The sequence below is a fragment of the Klebsiella sp. CSG-1 genome (assembly GCF_056521145.1).
This window is the reverse complement of record NZ_JBWNLD010000021.1, coordinates 1-14,898: the sequence shown is the minus strand read 5'-3', so window position 1 is coordinate 14,898 and position 14,898 is coordinate 1. Positions and strand designations below refer to the sequence as shown.

The 14,898-nt window shown below is 56.4% G+C and carries 12 protein-coding genes; 4 read left to right on the top strand and 8 right to left on the bottom strand.

What is annotated here, in order from left to right:
* The first annotated feature begins 12 nt into the window (after positions 1 to 12).
* Positions 13 to 276, top strand: coding sequence for a 4-oxalocrotonate tautomerase (locus tag AC007G_RS27185; RefSeq protein ID WP_228304998.1), 264 nt, complete (start codon positions 13 to 15; stop codon positions 274 to 276).
* Positions 277 to 337: 61 nt separating this feature from the next.
* Here AC007G_RS27185 and AC007G_RS27180 read toward each other — a convergent pair whose 3' ends face one another.
* The 3 genes from AC007G_RS27180 to AC007G_RS27170 all read right to left on the bottom strand — a co-directional run bounded on the left by AC007G_RS27180 (position 338) and on the right by AC007G_RS27170 (position 3,249).
* Positions 338 to 859 (bottom strand): DUF2867 domain-containing protein, encoded by a 522-nt coding sequence (locus AC007G_RS27180; RefSeq protein ID WP_185935663.1) that lies wholly within the window; start codon positions 857 to 859, stop codon positions 338 to 340.
* Between the two features lie 201 nt (positions 860 to 1,060).
* A complete protein-coding gene (locus tag AC007G_RS27175) occupies positions 1,061 to 2,389 on the bottom strand; it encodes an OprD family outer membrane porin (RefSeq protein WP_064793464.1) in 1,329 nt (442 codons plus the stop codon).
* 77 nt (positions 2,390 to 2,466) lie between these two features.
* The gene (locus AC007G_RS27170; protein ID WP_318330884.1) at positions 2,467 to 3,249 is read right to left on the bottom strand and encodes a histidine phosphatase family protein; all 783 of its coding nucleotides are present in this window, start codon (positions 3,247 to 3,249) and stop codon (positions 2,467 to 2,469) included.
* Positions 3,250 to 3,793: 544 nt separating this feature from the next.
* Between AC007G_RS27170 and surE the strand changes: the two genes are divergently transcribed.
* Entirely contained in the window at positions 3,794 to 4,669 is an 876-nt protein-coding gene (gene surE, locus AC007G_RS27165) for a 5'/3'-nucleotidase SurE (RefSeq protein ID WP_064793465.1), read from the top strand.
* A gap of 53 nt (positions 4,670 to 4,722) precedes the next feature.
* Here the strand turns inward: surE and AC007G_RS27160 are convergent, their stop codons facing one another.
* Genes AC007G_RS27160 through AC007G_RS27145 form a run of 4 tightly spaced genes read right to left on the bottom strand, consistent with a single transcriptional unit; the run spans position 4,723 to position 10,975 of the window.
* On the bottom strand, positions 4,723 to 7,878 hold the full coding sequence (locus tag AC007G_RS27160) for a CusA/CzcA family heavy metal efflux RND transporter (RefSeq protein WP_032689667.1): 3,156 nt from the start codon (positions 7,876 to 7,878) through the stop codon (positions 4,723 to 4,725).
* Between the two features lie 11 nt (positions 7,879 to 7,889).
* Positions 7,890 to 9,167 carry an efflux RND transporter periplasmic adaptor subunit gene (locus tag AC007G_RS27155; RefSeq protein ID WP_032689666.1) on the bottom strand — a complete coding sequence of 426 codons (1,278 nt, stop codon included), beginning with the start codon at positions 9,165 to 9,167 and terminating at the stop codon, positions 7,890 to 7,892.
* Between the two features lie 45 nt (positions 9,168 to 9,212).
* Positions 9,213 to 9,560: a cation efflux system protein CusF gene (cusF, locus tag AC007G_RS27150; protein WP_032698007.1), complete on the bottom strand. Its 348-nt coding sequence runs from the start codon at positions 9,558 to 9,560 to the stop codon at positions 9,213 to 9,215.
* 29 nt (positions 9,561 to 9,589) lie between these two features.
* Positions 9,590 to 10,975 carry an efflux transporter outer membrane subunit gene (locus AC007G_RS27145; RefSeq protein ID WP_142631184.1) on the bottom strand — a complete coding sequence of 462 codons (1,386 nt, stop codon included), beginning with the start codon at positions 10,973 to 10,975 and terminating at the stop codon, positions 9,590 to 9,592.
* Positions 10,976 to 11,147: 172 nt separating this feature from the next.
* On the opposite strand from AC007G_RS27145, the gene AC007G_RS27140 reads away from it, so the two are divergent.
* Together AC007G_RS27140 and AC007G_RS27135 are read left to right on the top strand one after the other, a co-directional pair.
* Positions 11,148 to 11,831 (top strand): copper/silver response regulator transcription factor, encoded by a 684-nt coding sequence (locus tag AC007G_RS27140; protein ID WP_032689664.1) that lies wholly within the window; start codon positions 11,148 to 11,150, stop codon positions 11,829 to 11,831.
* Complete coding sequence (locus AC007G_RS27135; protein WP_032697971.1) at positions 11,821 to 13,272, top strand: Cu(+)/Ag(+) sensor histidine kinase; 1,452 nt, start codon at positions 11,821 to 11,823, stop codon at positions 13,270 to 13,272. The genes AC007G_RS27140 and AC007G_RS27135 overlap by 11 nt, the downstream gene beginning before the upstream one ends.
* Before the next feature lie 56 nt (positions 13,273 to 13,328).
* Here the strand turns inward: AC007G_RS27135 and AC007G_RS27130 are convergent, their stop codons facing one another.
* Entirely contained in the window at positions 13,329 to 14,450 is a 1,122-nt protein-coding gene (locus AC007G_RS27130; RefSeq protein WP_032689662.1) for a ribosomal protein uL16 3-hydroxylase, read from the bottom strand.
* Between the last annotated feature and the right edge of the window lie 448 nt (positions 14,451 to 14,898).

The window sequence follows — 14,898 nt, the reverse complement described above, 5'->3', positions numbered from 1 at the left end:
GATTCACTCAACCTGACACCCATTTATTCGTCCTCACCTTTCGGCAAAGATTCACTCATCGACCCCAGACGGGGTCTCAGCGGAGAGAAAAATATGCCTGTTTTACGTTTAGAATTACAGCCGGGCCGCACGCCTGAACAAAAGCGCGATTTTGCCCGTGAAGCGACCCGGGTCGCGGTTGAAACGCTGAAATGCAAACCGGAGAGCGTGGATGTGGTCATTGTCGAAATACCCAAAACGCACTGGGCTAAAGGAGGCGTATTGCCCACGGAATAGTTAGCGGGCCGCGCTTCTCGTCGCCAGCGCAGATTCACCGCGCCGCAGACCGTGGGCGCGGTTATCGCCAGCCCCTTGCCGCCGCTCTTTTGAGCATGGCGCGCACCACCAGGCGGTGGAACGGGGCAATCAACGTGATATAAAGTTTCCCGGTTCGGTTATGGCAGCGCACCACGGAAGCCAGCACCACCTCTTTTTGATTGGTCGGCGTCTCGCGACGCTGACGATGCAACACGGCAATCCTGAAATCGAGATGGCTGTCATTGGCGCCGACGATCAGCTCGTTGGCCTCGACCGCGAGTACCGGGAAAAAATCGATATGCGGAGTGCCCTCTGCGACCAGTTTTGCGCGCATCTGAGCGGAGGACTGGATCCCGAAGGGCCTGACCATAAGATCCCGACAGGCCTGCAGCCATTTGAACCAGCGCGGCGGCCTCGCCAGTACCTGATGAGCCAGAGTATTGATATCAGCAGGCGCATCAGGAGGCAGGGTGATGGCGAAAGCATCCGCAAGCTCGGGGGAAGGGAAGAGGTTCACGATCCGGCTTTCATCGGGTAACGGCACGGTACGAATGGTTTGCAAGGCAATCCCTCGGCAATCGGTGGGCAGAGTGGCGGGGCGCAGGCTACCACAGGAGGAGCCTGACGCGCCGTTGTTCTATTGTTTCACGAAAAGATACGCGATAACGGGTTCCCGGCAGTTTACCGACGTACGGCTATTTTACGAGCGCTGAGCGTGCTGTTTCGCCTGATTACCGGTATCACCGCGTGCCGAGGCGAGATATCAGAACAGAGCAAACCGATACTCGATGATGACCTCGGAAGAGAGGGAGTTGGCCCGGATATAGCGTCCATCGTTCAGCACCGGCGTTTTTCCGTTCATGCGATAGGACCATCCTGGCCCGAACATCGCCCAGACGGTCAGGTTTTTCAGCTGCGGATGCGTTGGCACCCAGCGGCTAAAAGCGTTGATTTCGCCCGTGCGCACGTGGTTGCCCTTGTAGTTAAACTGCGCAATGTTGCCCGCCAGGCCTATCGCCAGCTCTGGCGTCAGGTTGTAGTCTGAAATATTCGCCAGCACCAGCTCCCCGTCACGCAGGTAGTCGCTGCCGGCGTAGGCCATCGAAATAAAGGTGCCGCGTGAGTTTTTGCTCATATGCCGGGGGAAAAAGCCGATTTCGTGGGCTTTTTCGGCATCGGTATAGCCCAGTCCCCACCTGGTGCTCCAGTTGTCCGCCTGCCATTTGACATCAATCGCATAATGTCGGGCATCGCTGTCGAAATCGCGTTTATTGGCCGGCATCGCTTTATATTCATCCAGAGCGTGAGTGGCATAAATCTGCGTACCGATATTCAGCTGCTTCAGCGGTTTGAGTTGCGTGAACAGCACATGGCGGCGCAGGTAGTTATCGCTTTCACCATAGCCGTACTGTAAATTCAGCCGTTCGCTCTGCCACAGTAGATCGCCGCTGGCGATATGGTTGAGATACCGTCCGGTGTTGGTCTGGAAGCGCTTCTTATCCGGCGAGTTACGGTCCATCGAACTGTCGATATAGGCGCCGCGCAGGGTCACGTCACCGTAGTTGACGCCGCCGCTCCAGCCGAGATAGGTGGTGGGCGACAGCCGGGTAGAGGTGGAGATCACGCCAGTGTTTTTCATCATCTGCCAGCCCCAGCGGGCGTTCAGATTGAGATCGGCGAGTTGATATTTCAGCTTCATGTTGCGCTGACCAAACTTGGAAAAACCCTCGGCATTGCTCTTTTTATTACCGCTCCCGTTATTATAGAGCACGCCGCGCGAGTTAAAATAATCGCTGGCGCCCAGCTTGATGGCACCGTAATACGTTGCATCGAAGCCAATGATATCGGCGAAATAACCTGACTGGTAATCCACGGCAACACCCTGGCCCCAGGCGTTGTGCACTTTCTTGGGTTCTGTCTCCTCTTCCTTAAGATATTTCCAGTAGTTTTTAAGCGATAGCGTCATATGTGACTGGCTAAAAAAAGGATCGGCAAATACCGTATCAATCATATCCGCTTGCGCAACGTCATTCGCTGACCAGGCGTAGGCCGGAAGCGTCAGCAGCAGCATAGTAATAATATTGTTTTTCATTATAAACCCCGAGGCGATATGCTGCGAGCCAGCCGGGGCTGGCGTCAGCAGTTATCTGCAATAATATAATTAAGCGATCAGTTATTGTTATTGAGGGCCTGCTTGCCGGCTTCGACATATTTCATTGTGCCGATTTCTGGAACCGAATATGTGCCATTTTTATAGACAATTTTCACCACTGCGGCGTTGGCCAGCGGTTTATCTTTCGCCGTGTCGGCGGTGAGGTCGGAAATCATAATTTGCATCGCCGTGCCGGACGAAATGGCGAGGATATTTTTGTCGCCATGGGCCTCGGCATTTTCAACGAGGGTATGCAACGCTGCCTGAGTACGGCTCTTCACCTGCTGATAATTTTCCGCCATGCCCTGCGGGTCGGCTGCGGCCAGTGCGTTCTGGCTTTCAGCCACCGGCAGAGCGCCTGCCTTCATTTTGCTGAACAGCGCGGCGCTGTCTTTTAACCCCAGCAGTTTGGCGCCAGCCGCGGCCATATCCTTGTTGAAGCCGCCTTCAAAGCTGCCAAAAAAGGCTTCGCGTAGGCCTGGCAGCTCGATCGGGTGATAATGGGCGATCCCGGCCTGCTTCAGAATCACCGCCAGGGTTTCCCGCTGTCGCCCGGCATCGCTGGAATAAAAGCGGTCGAACTTCACCCCTTTTAAACCTTCGCCGAGATAACGGGCGACGCGGATACCGTCTTCAGTCAGCGGAGAATCGGCCCATCCCTGCACGCGGTCGAAGGTATTTAATAGCGTTTTCCCGTGTCGGGCAAAATAGATATTAATGCTGCCATCGTCTTTCATTTCCGCTGCTGAACAGGTTGCGGCGCTGGCGAACATGATGATTGCGGTTAGCCATTTATTCATATTGTTCTCCTGTTTATTATGTGAAAGCCAAAAAAAAACCTACGTCAGTGACTCGGGATGGGCATGTTTTATGATGCCGCCGGAGTATCTGACGTAGGTTTTGCCTGTGTTGGAAACAGTAACAATCCACTACCGTCGACCTTATCATGTTAGCGGTGGAAAAACAGGCGGAATTTGTTTTTATATTAATAAATGTGATCGTTCGCATGCCCTGTGGATTGTTACCAATAACATTTCAATCTCCGGAATATCGTTGAAGAGTGACATGGTAAATTCGTAAGAATTAGGTGTTAAGGTTCAGGTTAAATATCATTTCGCAGCCTTTATTTTTAGCATAAATAGTCTGGCGTTATTGATCGTAGTCACATAATAAACCTGCTGCCTCTGGATTATCCTGTCGATACGGGGTATTTTCCCCTTGTCCTGGGATTGTAACGGAATAACGGCAAAACCTAAGAGAGCTGGCGCAAGTCAATTTGCGTGCAGCTCTCTTAGGTTTTTTTTTGCGCCAGACAAATATCTTGATACTGACTAAGGAGTTATCGTGAAAATCAACATCCTCGCCGCTGCGCTGCTCACCATACTGACCGCCTCGACTCAGGCGGCGGAAAAACCGCTCAGAATCCTGCTGGTTAACGACGATGGCTGCCAGTCGGTTGGCACCACGTCGTTGCAGGAAAAGCTGGCCGCCAAAGGGTATGACGTGTGGATGGTGGCGCCCGACACCAACCAGAGCGGCATCGGCTCAGCGATAACCTTCAAACCGGGTAAAACGTTCGATGTTAAGAAAGTGGCTGACAAGCGCTACTGCTTCCCGGGCACGCCGGCGGATGCCGTGGATTTTGGCCTGTGGGGGCTGATGAAAGAGGCGGCGCCGGACCTGGTCATTTCTGGGGTGAATGATGGTCCCAATACCGGCATGGCGCAGGTGAATTCGGGGACCGTCAGCGCTGCGGCCCGCGCGCTGCGCTACGGTTTCCCGGCGATCGCCGCCAGCATCGGCTATCGCTTCACGGAACAGGAGATGAAAAACAAATGGCCGAGCACGCATAAATACTGGCCGGATTCGGTGGATTACGTCGTGACCGTGGTGGATAAGCTGAACGCCACCCGCGAGCCGGGGGCCGCCTTATTACCCAAAGGGTCGGGGCTGAGTATCAACTACCCGCCGCTGCCGGCAACGGAGATTAAAGGCGTCCATTACATCGACAATGAGCAGTTTCCTGTTCCGCAGATTAGCTATGAGCTGCAGGCCGACGGCACGGCGAAGCAGGGCATGAATCCGGCATCGCTGACGCCAACGACGGCGGACACCGACAGCGGCTGGTTGAATAAGGGCTATATCACCTACACCCTGTTTGACGGTTCGTGGAATGCGCCGCAGTTCCAGGCGCAGTATGAAAAACGGCTGGGCCGCTAATCGCGCGGTGAACAAGCGAAAGGAGCAGCAATCGCCCCTTTCGCTGAGGTGGATCAGGATGCCACTTTCCGCGTCTGCCGGTGCCGGTACAGCCACATCAGCTTATACGCTGCCGGGATGATAAACAGCGACAGCAGCGGGGCGGTGATCATCCCGCCGATCATCGGGGCGGCGATGCGGCTCATCACCTCCGATCCCGCGCCGGTGCCCCATAAGATGGGCAGCAGGCCGGCGATAATCACCGCCACGGTCATCGCCTTTGGCCGCACGCGCAGCACCGCCCCCTGATACAGCGCCTCGTCGAGCTTTTCGACGCTAAAGGTCTGCGGATTTTCCAGCGACGGGTGAGCTTCAATCGCGTGACGCAGGTACATCAGCATCACCACGCCAAACTCCGCCGCCACCCCGGCCAGCGCAATAAACCCGGTGCCGGTGGCAACCGACAGATGGAACCCCATCCCGTACAGGAACCAGATACCGCCAACGAGGGCGAACGGTACGCTGGTAATGATCAACAGCGCCTCGCCAAAGCGGCGGAACGCCAGGTAGAGCAGGACGAAGATGATCATCAGCGTCATCGGCACCATCAGCTTCAGCTTCTGATTGGCGCGTTCGAGCAACTCAAACTGTCCGGAGTACGAGACGCTGATCCCCGGTTTCATCTGCACCTGTTCGGCGATGGTTTTTTGCAGGTCGTGAACCACGGAGACCATGTCGCGATCGCGGGCGTCGATGTAGATCCAACTGGCCGGGCGGGCATTCTCGGTTTTCAGCATCGAAGGACCGGTCACCACCTTCACTTCGGCGACGTCGCCGAGGGTGATTTGCTGTTTCATCGGGGTCAGGACTGGCAGCTGGCGCAGGGCTTCCGGGCTGTCGCGATAGCTTTGCGGGTAGCGGATGTTGATCGGATAGCGCTCGACGCCTTCTACCGTTTCGCCCACCATGGCGCCGCCGATGGCCGACGACACAAACAGCTGAACGTCGCCTACGGTCATGCCATAGCGGGCCGCTTTTTCGCGGTTGATCGCGATATTAAGATAGCGCCCGCCCACCAGGCGTTCTGCCAGCGCCGAGGTGACGCCCGGTACGGTTCGGGCGACCACTTCGATCCGTTCTGCGACCTCGTCGATATCGGAGAGTACCGTGCCGGAAACCTTAATGCCGATCGGGCTTTTGATCCCGGTGGAGAGCATATCGATGCGGTTACGAATCGGCGGTACCCACAGATTGGCCAGTCCCGGCAGGCGCACGGTCTTATCCAGCTCCTCGATAATTTTCTCCATGGTCATCCCCGCTCGCCACTGCGCCTGCGGCTTGAGCTGAATGGTGGTTTCGACCATTTCCAGCGGCGCGGAGTCGGTGGCGGTTTCTGCCTTACCGGTCTTGCCAAACACGCGGGCCACTTCCGGCACGGTCATGATCAGCTTATCGGTCTTTTGCAGCATATCCGCCGCCTGCGCAGCTGAGATCCCCGGCAGCGTCGAGGGCATATACAGCAGATCGCCTTCGTTGATCTGCGGTAAGAACTCGCCGCCGACCCGACTAAGCGGCCAGATAATCGTCAGGATCGACAGCAGAGCGACCAGCAGGGTGGTTTTCGGCCAGTGCAGAACCTTCAGCAACAGCGGATGGTAAATGCGGATCAAAAAGCGGTTGAGCGGATTACTGGTTTCCGCCGGGATCTTGCCGCGGATCCAGAAGCCCATCAGGATCGGGATCACCACGATCGCCAGCAGCGCCGCGCCCGCCATCGACCAGGTTTTGGTAAAGGCGAGGGGGCCAAACAGCTTCCCCTCTTGCCCTTCGAGGGTAAAAATCGGGATAAACGACAGGGTGATAATCAGCAGGCTGATAAACAGCGCCGGGCCGACCTCCACCGAGGCATCGGTGATAATTTTCCAGCGCGTGTCGTTGGCCAGTTTCTGCCCCGGGTGGTGGTGCTCCCACTCTTCCAGCCGCTTATGGGCGTTTTCGATCATCACGATAGCGGCGTCAACCATCGCCCCTACGGCAATGGCGATACCGCCCAGCGACATGATATTGGCGTTCAGCCCCTGAAAATGCATGACGATAAAGGCGATACAGAGCCCAAGCGGCAGCGAGATAATCGCCACCAGAGCGGAGCGGATGTGCCACAGGAACAGCGCGCAGACCAGCGCCACGACAATAAACTCCTCCAGCAACTTATAGCTGAGGTTGTCGATCGCCCGGTCGATCAACTGGCTGCGATCGTAGGTCGTCACGATTTCCACCCCTTCCGGCAGACTGCTTTTCAGGGTCTCGAGCTTGTGTTTAACGGCGGAAATCACTTCGCGGGCGTTTTTGCCGGATCGCAGGATCACCACGCCGCCGGCCACTTCGCCTTCGCCGTTCAGTTCGGCGATACCGCGGCGCATTTCCGGACCTGTTTGCACCCGCGCCACATCGCGTAGAAAGACCGGCACGCCGTTGTCGCCGGTTTTCAACACGATATTATTGAAGTCATCCAGCGTCTGCAGGTAGCCGCTGGCGCGCACCATATACTCAGCTTCCGACAGCTCGACGGACGAACCGCCCGCCTCCTGGTTGGAGGCGTCCAGCGCGGATTTCACCGCCGACAGGCTGATGCCATACTGGGTCAGTTTCTGCGGGTCGACAACAATCTGATACTCTTTGACCACGCCGCCGACCGATGCCACTTCCGAGACATTGGGGATGGTTTTCAGCTCGTATTTTAAAAACCAGTCCTGCAGCGAGCGCAGTTCGGCGAGATCGTGTTTACCGCTGCGATCGACCAGCGCATATTCGAAGATCCAGCCCACGCCGGTTGCATCCGGTCCCATTTCGGCGCTGACGCCCGCCGGCAGTTTACCCTGCACCTGGTTGAGATATTCCAGTACCCGGGAGCGCGCCCAGTAGGGGTCGGTACCATCCTCAAAAATGACGTACACATAGGAGTCGCCAAACTGCGAGAAGCCGCGTACCGTTTTGGCTCCTGGTACCGACAGCATGGTGGTGGTCAGCGGCCAGGTGACCTGATTTTCGACGATTTGCGGCGCCTGCCCCGGATAGCTGGTTTTAACGATAACCTGCACATCCGAGAGATCCGGCAGCGCATCGACCGGTGTATGGACTATCGTCCACGCGCCCCAGAGGCTGAGAAACAGCGCGCCCATCATCACCAGAAAGCGGTTGGCCACCGAGCGACGGATTATCCATTCAATCATTTGCCATCTCCTTAGTGGGCGTGCGCCGCGGGTGTCGGCAGCGCGGCAGGCGTCTGCGCGCGCATCCTGTCCAGAGCGCCGGAAATATTGGCTTCCGAATCGATCAGGAACAGGCCGCTGGAGACCACCTTTTCGCCTTCGCTGAGGCCGGCGCTGACCGCCGTGAGGCCGCCGGATTGCTGGAACACGTCGATACGTTTCGGGATAAAGCGCCCGTCGTTGTCAACCGTGATCACCCGCTGCTCCGTGCCGGTATCGATCAGGGCTTTTGAGGGGATCAATAGCATCGGCTGGCTTTGGGTGTTCAGCCGGAGCCAGGCGTTCATCCCCGGTTTGAGCATCTCATCGGGGTTATCCACCTGCAGACGTAGCTGTAGCGTGCGGGTCGTGGCATCTGCGCTGGGCAAAATCGTCCATTTGCTGATGGTGAAGGTTTTCCCCGGCCAGGCCGGAACGGAAATCGTAAACTGCGAGCTCTCTTTAAGCAGCCAGGCAATAGATTCCGGCACCGCGGCGCTGATCCACACCGGATCCATTCCCTGAATTTTCGCCACCACGTTATCCTTGGTGATGTTCATCCCGCTGCGTAAATCAAAGGCGGTAATAACGCCATCGATCGGCGCTTTGAGGGTGAAGCGGGTCTGAATTTTGCGCGTCGCTTTTAAGCGGCGAATATCCTCTTCCGGCATGCCGGCGAGGCGCAGACGCTCGAGGATCCCCTCCACCTGGGTGGCGGTTCCGCCGGTATCCCGCAGCAGCAGATATTCGCTCTGGGCTTCGACCCAGTCCGGAATGGTCAGATCGACCAGCGGCGTGCCCTGGCGAATTTTATCGCCGACGGTCAGGGGATAGACCTTCTCGATAAATCCCGCCGAGCGCGCCTGCACAATCACAAACTGGTATTCGTTAAAACTGACGCTCGCCGGCAGCAGCTGCTCGAAATGCAGCGGGCCACGGCGAACGGGTTCGGTTTTCAGCCCCAGGTTTTGCGTCTGCGTGGGATCGATACGTACGCCGGGTGTGGAAGGGGAGGCTCCCCCTTCGTCGGCATACTTTGCCACCAGGTCCATATCCATAAACGGGGATTTTCCCGGTTTATCAAAGCGCGTATTAGGGTACATCGGGTCATACCAGAACAGCACTTTACGGGCCTCTTTTGTGCCGGTCGCTGCCGCGCTGTTCGCGGCGGTTGGGGGCGAGAACCAGGCGTACAGGCTTGCGGAGATCATGCCGCCAATAAGCATACTGCCGATAATCAGCGCGCTGTTTTTGAGGGTTAACGAGGCCATATTTGTGTCCATTCCGGTGTTATTGGGAAACTATCTCCGTGGGCGTTACTGTGCGAGATGGATATCCTGTAATAAGGACAGATTGCCCTGCTGAATAAAGGTAAAGGCCACTTTGCTGCCGGCTTTAATGTCGTTGAGCGGCGTTTGCGGGGTAAAGGTGAAACGCATGGTCATCGGCGGCCAGTTCACCGCCGGAATCGCATCATGGGCGATGGTGACCTTTTTGCTTTCCATATCAATGGATTTAACCTCGCCGGTGGCACTGATAGCCGGCGTTTGTTGCGCGGCGGGCGCGGGGTTCATCATTTCGCCATGCTGATGTTCGCTGGCCTGCGCGCCGAACATCACCGTAGAAAGAAGGCCGAAAATGAGGGTTTTAGTAAGGTGATTCATCATGCATGCTCCTGAAAGTAAATGAGGATTTATTCCACCCAGCCGCCACCGAGGGCGGTGAATAGCTTGATTTCGTTGACCTGACGGGCGTAGTTGAGGTCCAGCAGGGTTTGTTGCGTGGTGAACAGCGAACGCTCGGCATCCAGCACTTCGATATAGCTCACCGCGCCGTGCTGATAGAGCGCTCTGGCACGCTGCTGGGTCGTCTGCAGCGAAGCGAGGTAGCGTTGCTGAGCGCTGATTTGGTCAGCCAGGCTCTGGCGCAGGGCCAGCGCATCGGCGACCTCTTTGAAGGCGCCCTGAATTTTTTGCTCATAATTCACCACCGACTGCTGCTGGCGGATTTCTGCTAAATCGAGGTTGGCCTGATTGCGCCCGGCATTAAAAATCGGCAGTTCGATTTTGGGGACGAAATTCCACATCCCGCTGGCGGGGTTAAACAAGCGGGACAAATCCGCGCTGCTGCCGGACAGCGAGCTGGTTAAGGTTATCGACGGGAAAAAGGCCGCGCGCGCGGCGCCGATATTGGCGTTCGCGGCTCGTAAACCGTGCTCGGCTTCTAAAATATCCGGGCGCTGCAGCAGGATCTGTGAGGAGAGCGCCGGCGGCAAGGCGACACCGTTGATATCAAGGAGTCTGCTGGCCGCGTCATCAGGCAGATGCTGGTAGCTGCCCAGCAGCAGCTGCAGGGCGTTGTTGGCCTGCGCCAGTTCGCCTTCACGTTTGGCAATATCGGCACGGGTACTTTCGATCACCCCGCGGGCCTGCTCCAGCGCCAGGACATTGGTGCTGCCGGTCAGCAGCTGTTTCTCGACAAAGGCGTAGGAACGCTGGTAGTTCTGCAATGTCTCCTTCGCCACCTGCAGCTGAGCCCAGGCCAGGCGCTGGTTGAAATAGCTCTGTGAGACGTTCGAGATTAATAAGATATGGACTGCCCGGCGGGCTTCCTCGCTGGCGAAATAGTTTTGCCTGTCCGCCTCGCTTAAGTTTTTCAGACGGCCGAAGAAATCGAGATCAAAGCTGAGGTTTAGCCCGGCCTGGTAGTCGCTGGCGGTGGTGGTGTCACCTTTGAGTTTGCCGCTCCAGGTGGTGCTGGCTGCGCTATCAAGCTGCGGGTAGCGATCGGCGTCAGTGACGCCATATTGCGCTCTTGCCTCCTGAACTTTGAGCGTCGCCATGCGCAAATCCCGGTTGTTCAGCAGCGCTTCGCCAATCAGCGATTTCACCTGTGGGTCAACGAAAAACGTCCGCCAGCCGCTCTCCTGATAATTTGCCGGCATCATGACCAGCTTGTTCTGGCTGAGTGAGAACTGCTGCGGCACCGGCGAGGCCGGCTGCTGGTACTCCGGTGCTAAAGAGAGGCAGCCGGTCAGAACAAAAGTCATGCTGAGCATGATGAGCTTTAATTTACGCATAGGGCAGGACGTTTTCGGCGACGAATGAATGACGGGTACTGTACAAAACGGCCTCTGTTCGATGCGTGACAGGCAAATGACAAAGCTGTCATTTTCCTGAGAATTCATTGCTATCCGGTTTGGCTCCACTAAAATTGGAAACCCGCACAAAAGGCGCGTGAAGGAGCATGTCATGAAGATTTTGATCGTCGAAGATGAGAAAAAAACCGGGGAGTACCTGACTAAAGGGCTGACGGAGTCCGGTTTTGTCGTTGATCTGGCCGATAACGGTCTGAACGGCTATCACCTGGCGATGACCGGCGATTATGACCTGCTGATTCTCGATATCATGCTGCCTGATGTGAACGGCTGGGATATTGTCAGAATGCTGCGCGCCGCCAATAAAGGAGTGCCCGTTCTGCTGCTGACGGCTCTGGGCAGCGTTGAACATCGGGTAAAGGGGCTGGAGCTGGGTGCGGACGACTATCTGGTGAAGCCCTTTGCCTTTGCCGAGCTGCTGGCGCGGGTCAGAACTTTGCTGCGCCGCGGCGCATCGACCATGGTTGAAAGCCAGTTTCAGGCGGCGGATCTGTTCGTCGACCTGGTGAGCCGTAAAGTGACCCGCGGCGGAACGCGTATCACCCTGACCAGCAAAGAGTTCACGCTGCTGGAATTCTTTCTGCGCCACCAGGGAGAAGTGCTGCCCCGCTCGCTGATTGCGTCCCAGGTCTGGGATATGAACTTTGATAGCGATACTAATGCCATCGACGTGGCGGTCAAACGGCTGCGGGCCAAAATCGATAATGACTTTGAACCGAAGCTTATCCAGACCGTGCGTGGCGTGGGCTATATGCTTGAGGTACCGGATGTTGAGTAAGTGGTTTCCGCGGCCCTTTTCGCTGGCTTCGCGGCTGACTTTCTTTATCAGCCTGGCCACTATCGTGGCGTTCTTTGCCTTTACCTGGATAATGATCCATTCGGTGAAAGCGCACTTTGAAGAGCGCGATGTTCACGACTTAAAGCAACTCGCGACAACGCTTGAAACGGTGCTAAACCACGGCGACTATCCGCAGGCCCAGCGCCTGGACATCGTTAAAAACGTCATTGATGGCTACGCCAACGTCTTTATCTGTCTCGATGATGCCAATGGACAGACGCTTTTCCAGTCGCCGAATGGCCCGGATCTGAGCCAGATCATGAGCACCCCCGGGCTGGTGGCCCGCCTGCAGGACGGGAGAGTGATCTCATGGAGCGACCCGCATCCGCGGACGATGACGCATGATAACCATCAGATGCAAAGCAGCGCCTGGCGGCTGATTATGCTGCCGCTCGGCAAATCGGCGGAGGGCAAACCGGCTTATTACCTGCTGATGGCGTTATCGATTGATTTCCATCTGCACTATATTAACCAACTGAAGGCGAAGCTGATTTCGGCAGCGTCGGTGATCAGCATTGTTATCATCTTTATTGTGCTGTTCGTGGTTTATCAAGGCCACAAACCGATCCGCCAGGTCAGCCGGCAGATTCAAAACATCACGTCCAAAGATCTCGACGTACGGTTAAATCCCGGGAGTGTTCCGGTGGAGCTGGAACGGCTGGTGATTTCGTTTAACCATATGTTGGAACGTATTGAAGATGTCTTCACCCGCCAGTCCAACTTTTCTGCCGATATTGCCCATGAGATCCGCACGCCGATTACCAACCTGGTGACGCAAACGGAAATCGCCCTCAGTCAGACCCGCAGCCAGAAAGAGCTGGAAGATGTGCTGTACTCCAGTCTGGAGGAGTTTTCGCGGATGTCGCGGATGGTGAGCGACATGCTGTTTCTGGCGCAGGCGGACAATAATCAGCTGATCCCCGAGCAGAAAACCCTGAACCTGGCCGATGAGGTCAACAAAGTGTTCGACTTCTTTGAAGCCTGGGCGGAGGAGAAAGAGGTAACGCTGCGTTTTACGGGAAATGGATGCTGGGTGAACGGCGACCCGCTGATGCTGCGGCGGGCAATCAGCAACCTGTTGTCGAACGCAATCCGCTACACGCCGGGGCAGCAGGCGGTGACGATTCAGGTCAGTGAAACCGCCGGGCAGGCGAAGCTGGTGGTGGAAAATCCGGGGACACCGATTGCGCCTGAGCACTTACCTCGGCTGTTCGACCGTTTTTATCGCGTCGATCCTTCCCGCCAGCGTAAAGGTGAGGGAAGCGGCATCGGCCTCGCGATCGTGAAATCTATTGTCGCCGCGCATCACGGCAGCGTGGTGGTGGAGTCCGATAGCCGCTCAACGCGCTTTATCCTGACCTTGCCAAAACAGATGCCGTAAACGGCGAAAGCCTGGCAAAACCAGGCTTTCGGATAGACCAGAGCGAGGCAGCGAGATTACTCTTCGAAGTACCAGTAGCCCTGATTGATCAGGCGGACGAGTTCCGCCACAAATGCCGGATTCTGTAGCGCATCGCCCAGCTCGTCCTGACCCACGGTGGTGTACCGGCACAGAGCGTCCAGCGCATTCGCATCGGTTGTTTCCAGCTGCTCGCTGTTGACAAAGAAGCTGTCGCCGATATGCAGAACCCGTAGTCCGCTCAGGCGGCATAGCGTTTCACCCCCCGTCAGCGCATCCACAACGTCTTCTTCAGTATACGGCGGTTCGGCCGGGGCAATGTCCAGCTCATGGCGCGGGGTGGTCGCAAAGCGGCCGAACCACTGCTTAAAGTCTTCCGGCTGGTTAATCATGTCGATCATCATCGACCGCAAACGCTCGAGCTCATACTCTTCCACGCGGCCGGGATGCTCACGACAGGTGAGGTCCGGATCGCTGTAGTGCTCGCCGCCGAGATCGTTTTCCAGCGCGTAATCGGCAAAGCTGCTGATGAGATCGCGACCATTAGGGCCACGGAAGCCGACGGAGTAGTTCAGCGCGGTTTCGTGGGTAACGCCATCGTGCGGGAATCCAGGCGGGATATAGAGGATATCGCCTGGCGCCAGATCTTCATCAATGATTGGCGGGAAAGGATCGACATGCAGCAGCGCCGGGTGCGGACAGAACTGGCGCATTGGCAGCTTGTCGCCCACGCGCCAGCGACGGCTGCCCATTCCCTGAATAATAAAGACGTCATACTGGTCGATATGCGGGCCAACGCCGCCGCCGGGGACGGAGAAGGAGATCATCAGATCGTCAAGGCGCCAGTCCGGCAGAACGCGGAAGGGACGTACCAACTCGGCAGCCGGCATATGCCAGTGGTTTACCGCCTGTGCCAGCAGAGACCAGCCGCTCTCGCCCAGACCGTCAAAATGTTCAAACGGCCCGTTGCTGGCCTGCCAACGATCGTTAACCAGGCTCACCAGGCGACTGTCGACTTCAGGTTCCATGGCCAGACCGGCCAGCTCATCCGGCGTAATCGGATCGACGAAGTCCGGGAAAGCATTCTTTAATACCACCGGCTGCTTTTGCCAGTACTTCTCTAAAAACTCGGGCCAGTTGATGTTCAGTTGATAAGCCATAGATTCACACCAGTCATGTAGAAACGGGCCTGATTATAGAAAGGAGTTAGCCAGCGGCGCTTTGTCATGAGTCAATACAGCCGCTTAATTCGCCATCTACGACGGCGCAGGGTGAGGGAATTAAAGAAAGAGAGAAGGGAAAATGGCGATGACGAATATCGCGCGCGCTTTTTTATGCCGCAGGGGATTTGGCCTTGTTGCCGCTGTAAGCCGCGTGGTTACTGGGTTTCTCCGTTTCACGGCAACGGGGGATAATGCGGGAAAGTTCAAATAATGAGCGCTTGATAAGTTTTTTGTATTTTAAGGCTTGCCATGCAAACAAAACTCCCTATAATGCGCTCCCACTGACACGGCAAATGTGAACGAGTTCACAGATTAAGCCGGGTCGGCAGAGAAAAAATTCTGAAATTCAGGGTTGACTCTGAAAGAGGAAAGCGTAATATACGCC

Coding starts and splice junctions, on each gene's coding strand:
- AC007G_RS27145 (WP_142631184.1), bottom strand. CDS start 10,975: ATGCGTAAATTAAAGCTCATCATGCTCAGCATGACTTTTGTTCTGACC.
- AC007G_RS27140 (WP_032689664.1), top strand. CDS start 11,148: ATGAAGATTTTGATCGTCGAAGATGAGAAAAAAACCGGGGAGTACCTG.
- AC007G_RS27135 (WP_032697971.1), top strand. CDS start 11,821: ATGTTGAGTAAGTGGTTTCCGCGGCCCTTTTCGCTGGCTTCGCGGCTG.
- AC007G_RS27130 (WP_032689662.1), bottom strand. CDS start 14,450: ATGGCTTATCAACTGAACATCAACTGGCCCGAGTTTTTAGAGAAGTAC.
- AC007G_RS27175 (WP_064793464.1), bottom strand. CDS start 2,389: ATGAAAAACAATATTATTACTATGCTGCTGCTGACGCTTCCGGCCTAC.
- AC007G_RS27170 (WP_318330884.1), bottom strand. CDS start 3,249: ATGAATAAATGGCTAACCGCAATCATCATGTTCGCCAGCGCCGCAACC.
- AC007G_RS27160 (WP_032689667.1), bottom strand. CDS start 7,878: ATGATTGAATGGATAATCCGTCGCTCGGTGGCCAACCGCTTTCTGGTG.
- cusF (WP_032698007.1), bottom strand. CDS start 9,560: ATGAATCACCTTACTAAAACCCTCATTTTCGGCCTTCTTTCTACGGTG.
- AC007G_RS27155 (WP_032689666.1), bottom strand. CDS start 9,167: ATGGCCTCGTTAACCCTCAAAAACAGCGCGCTGATTATCGGCAGTATG.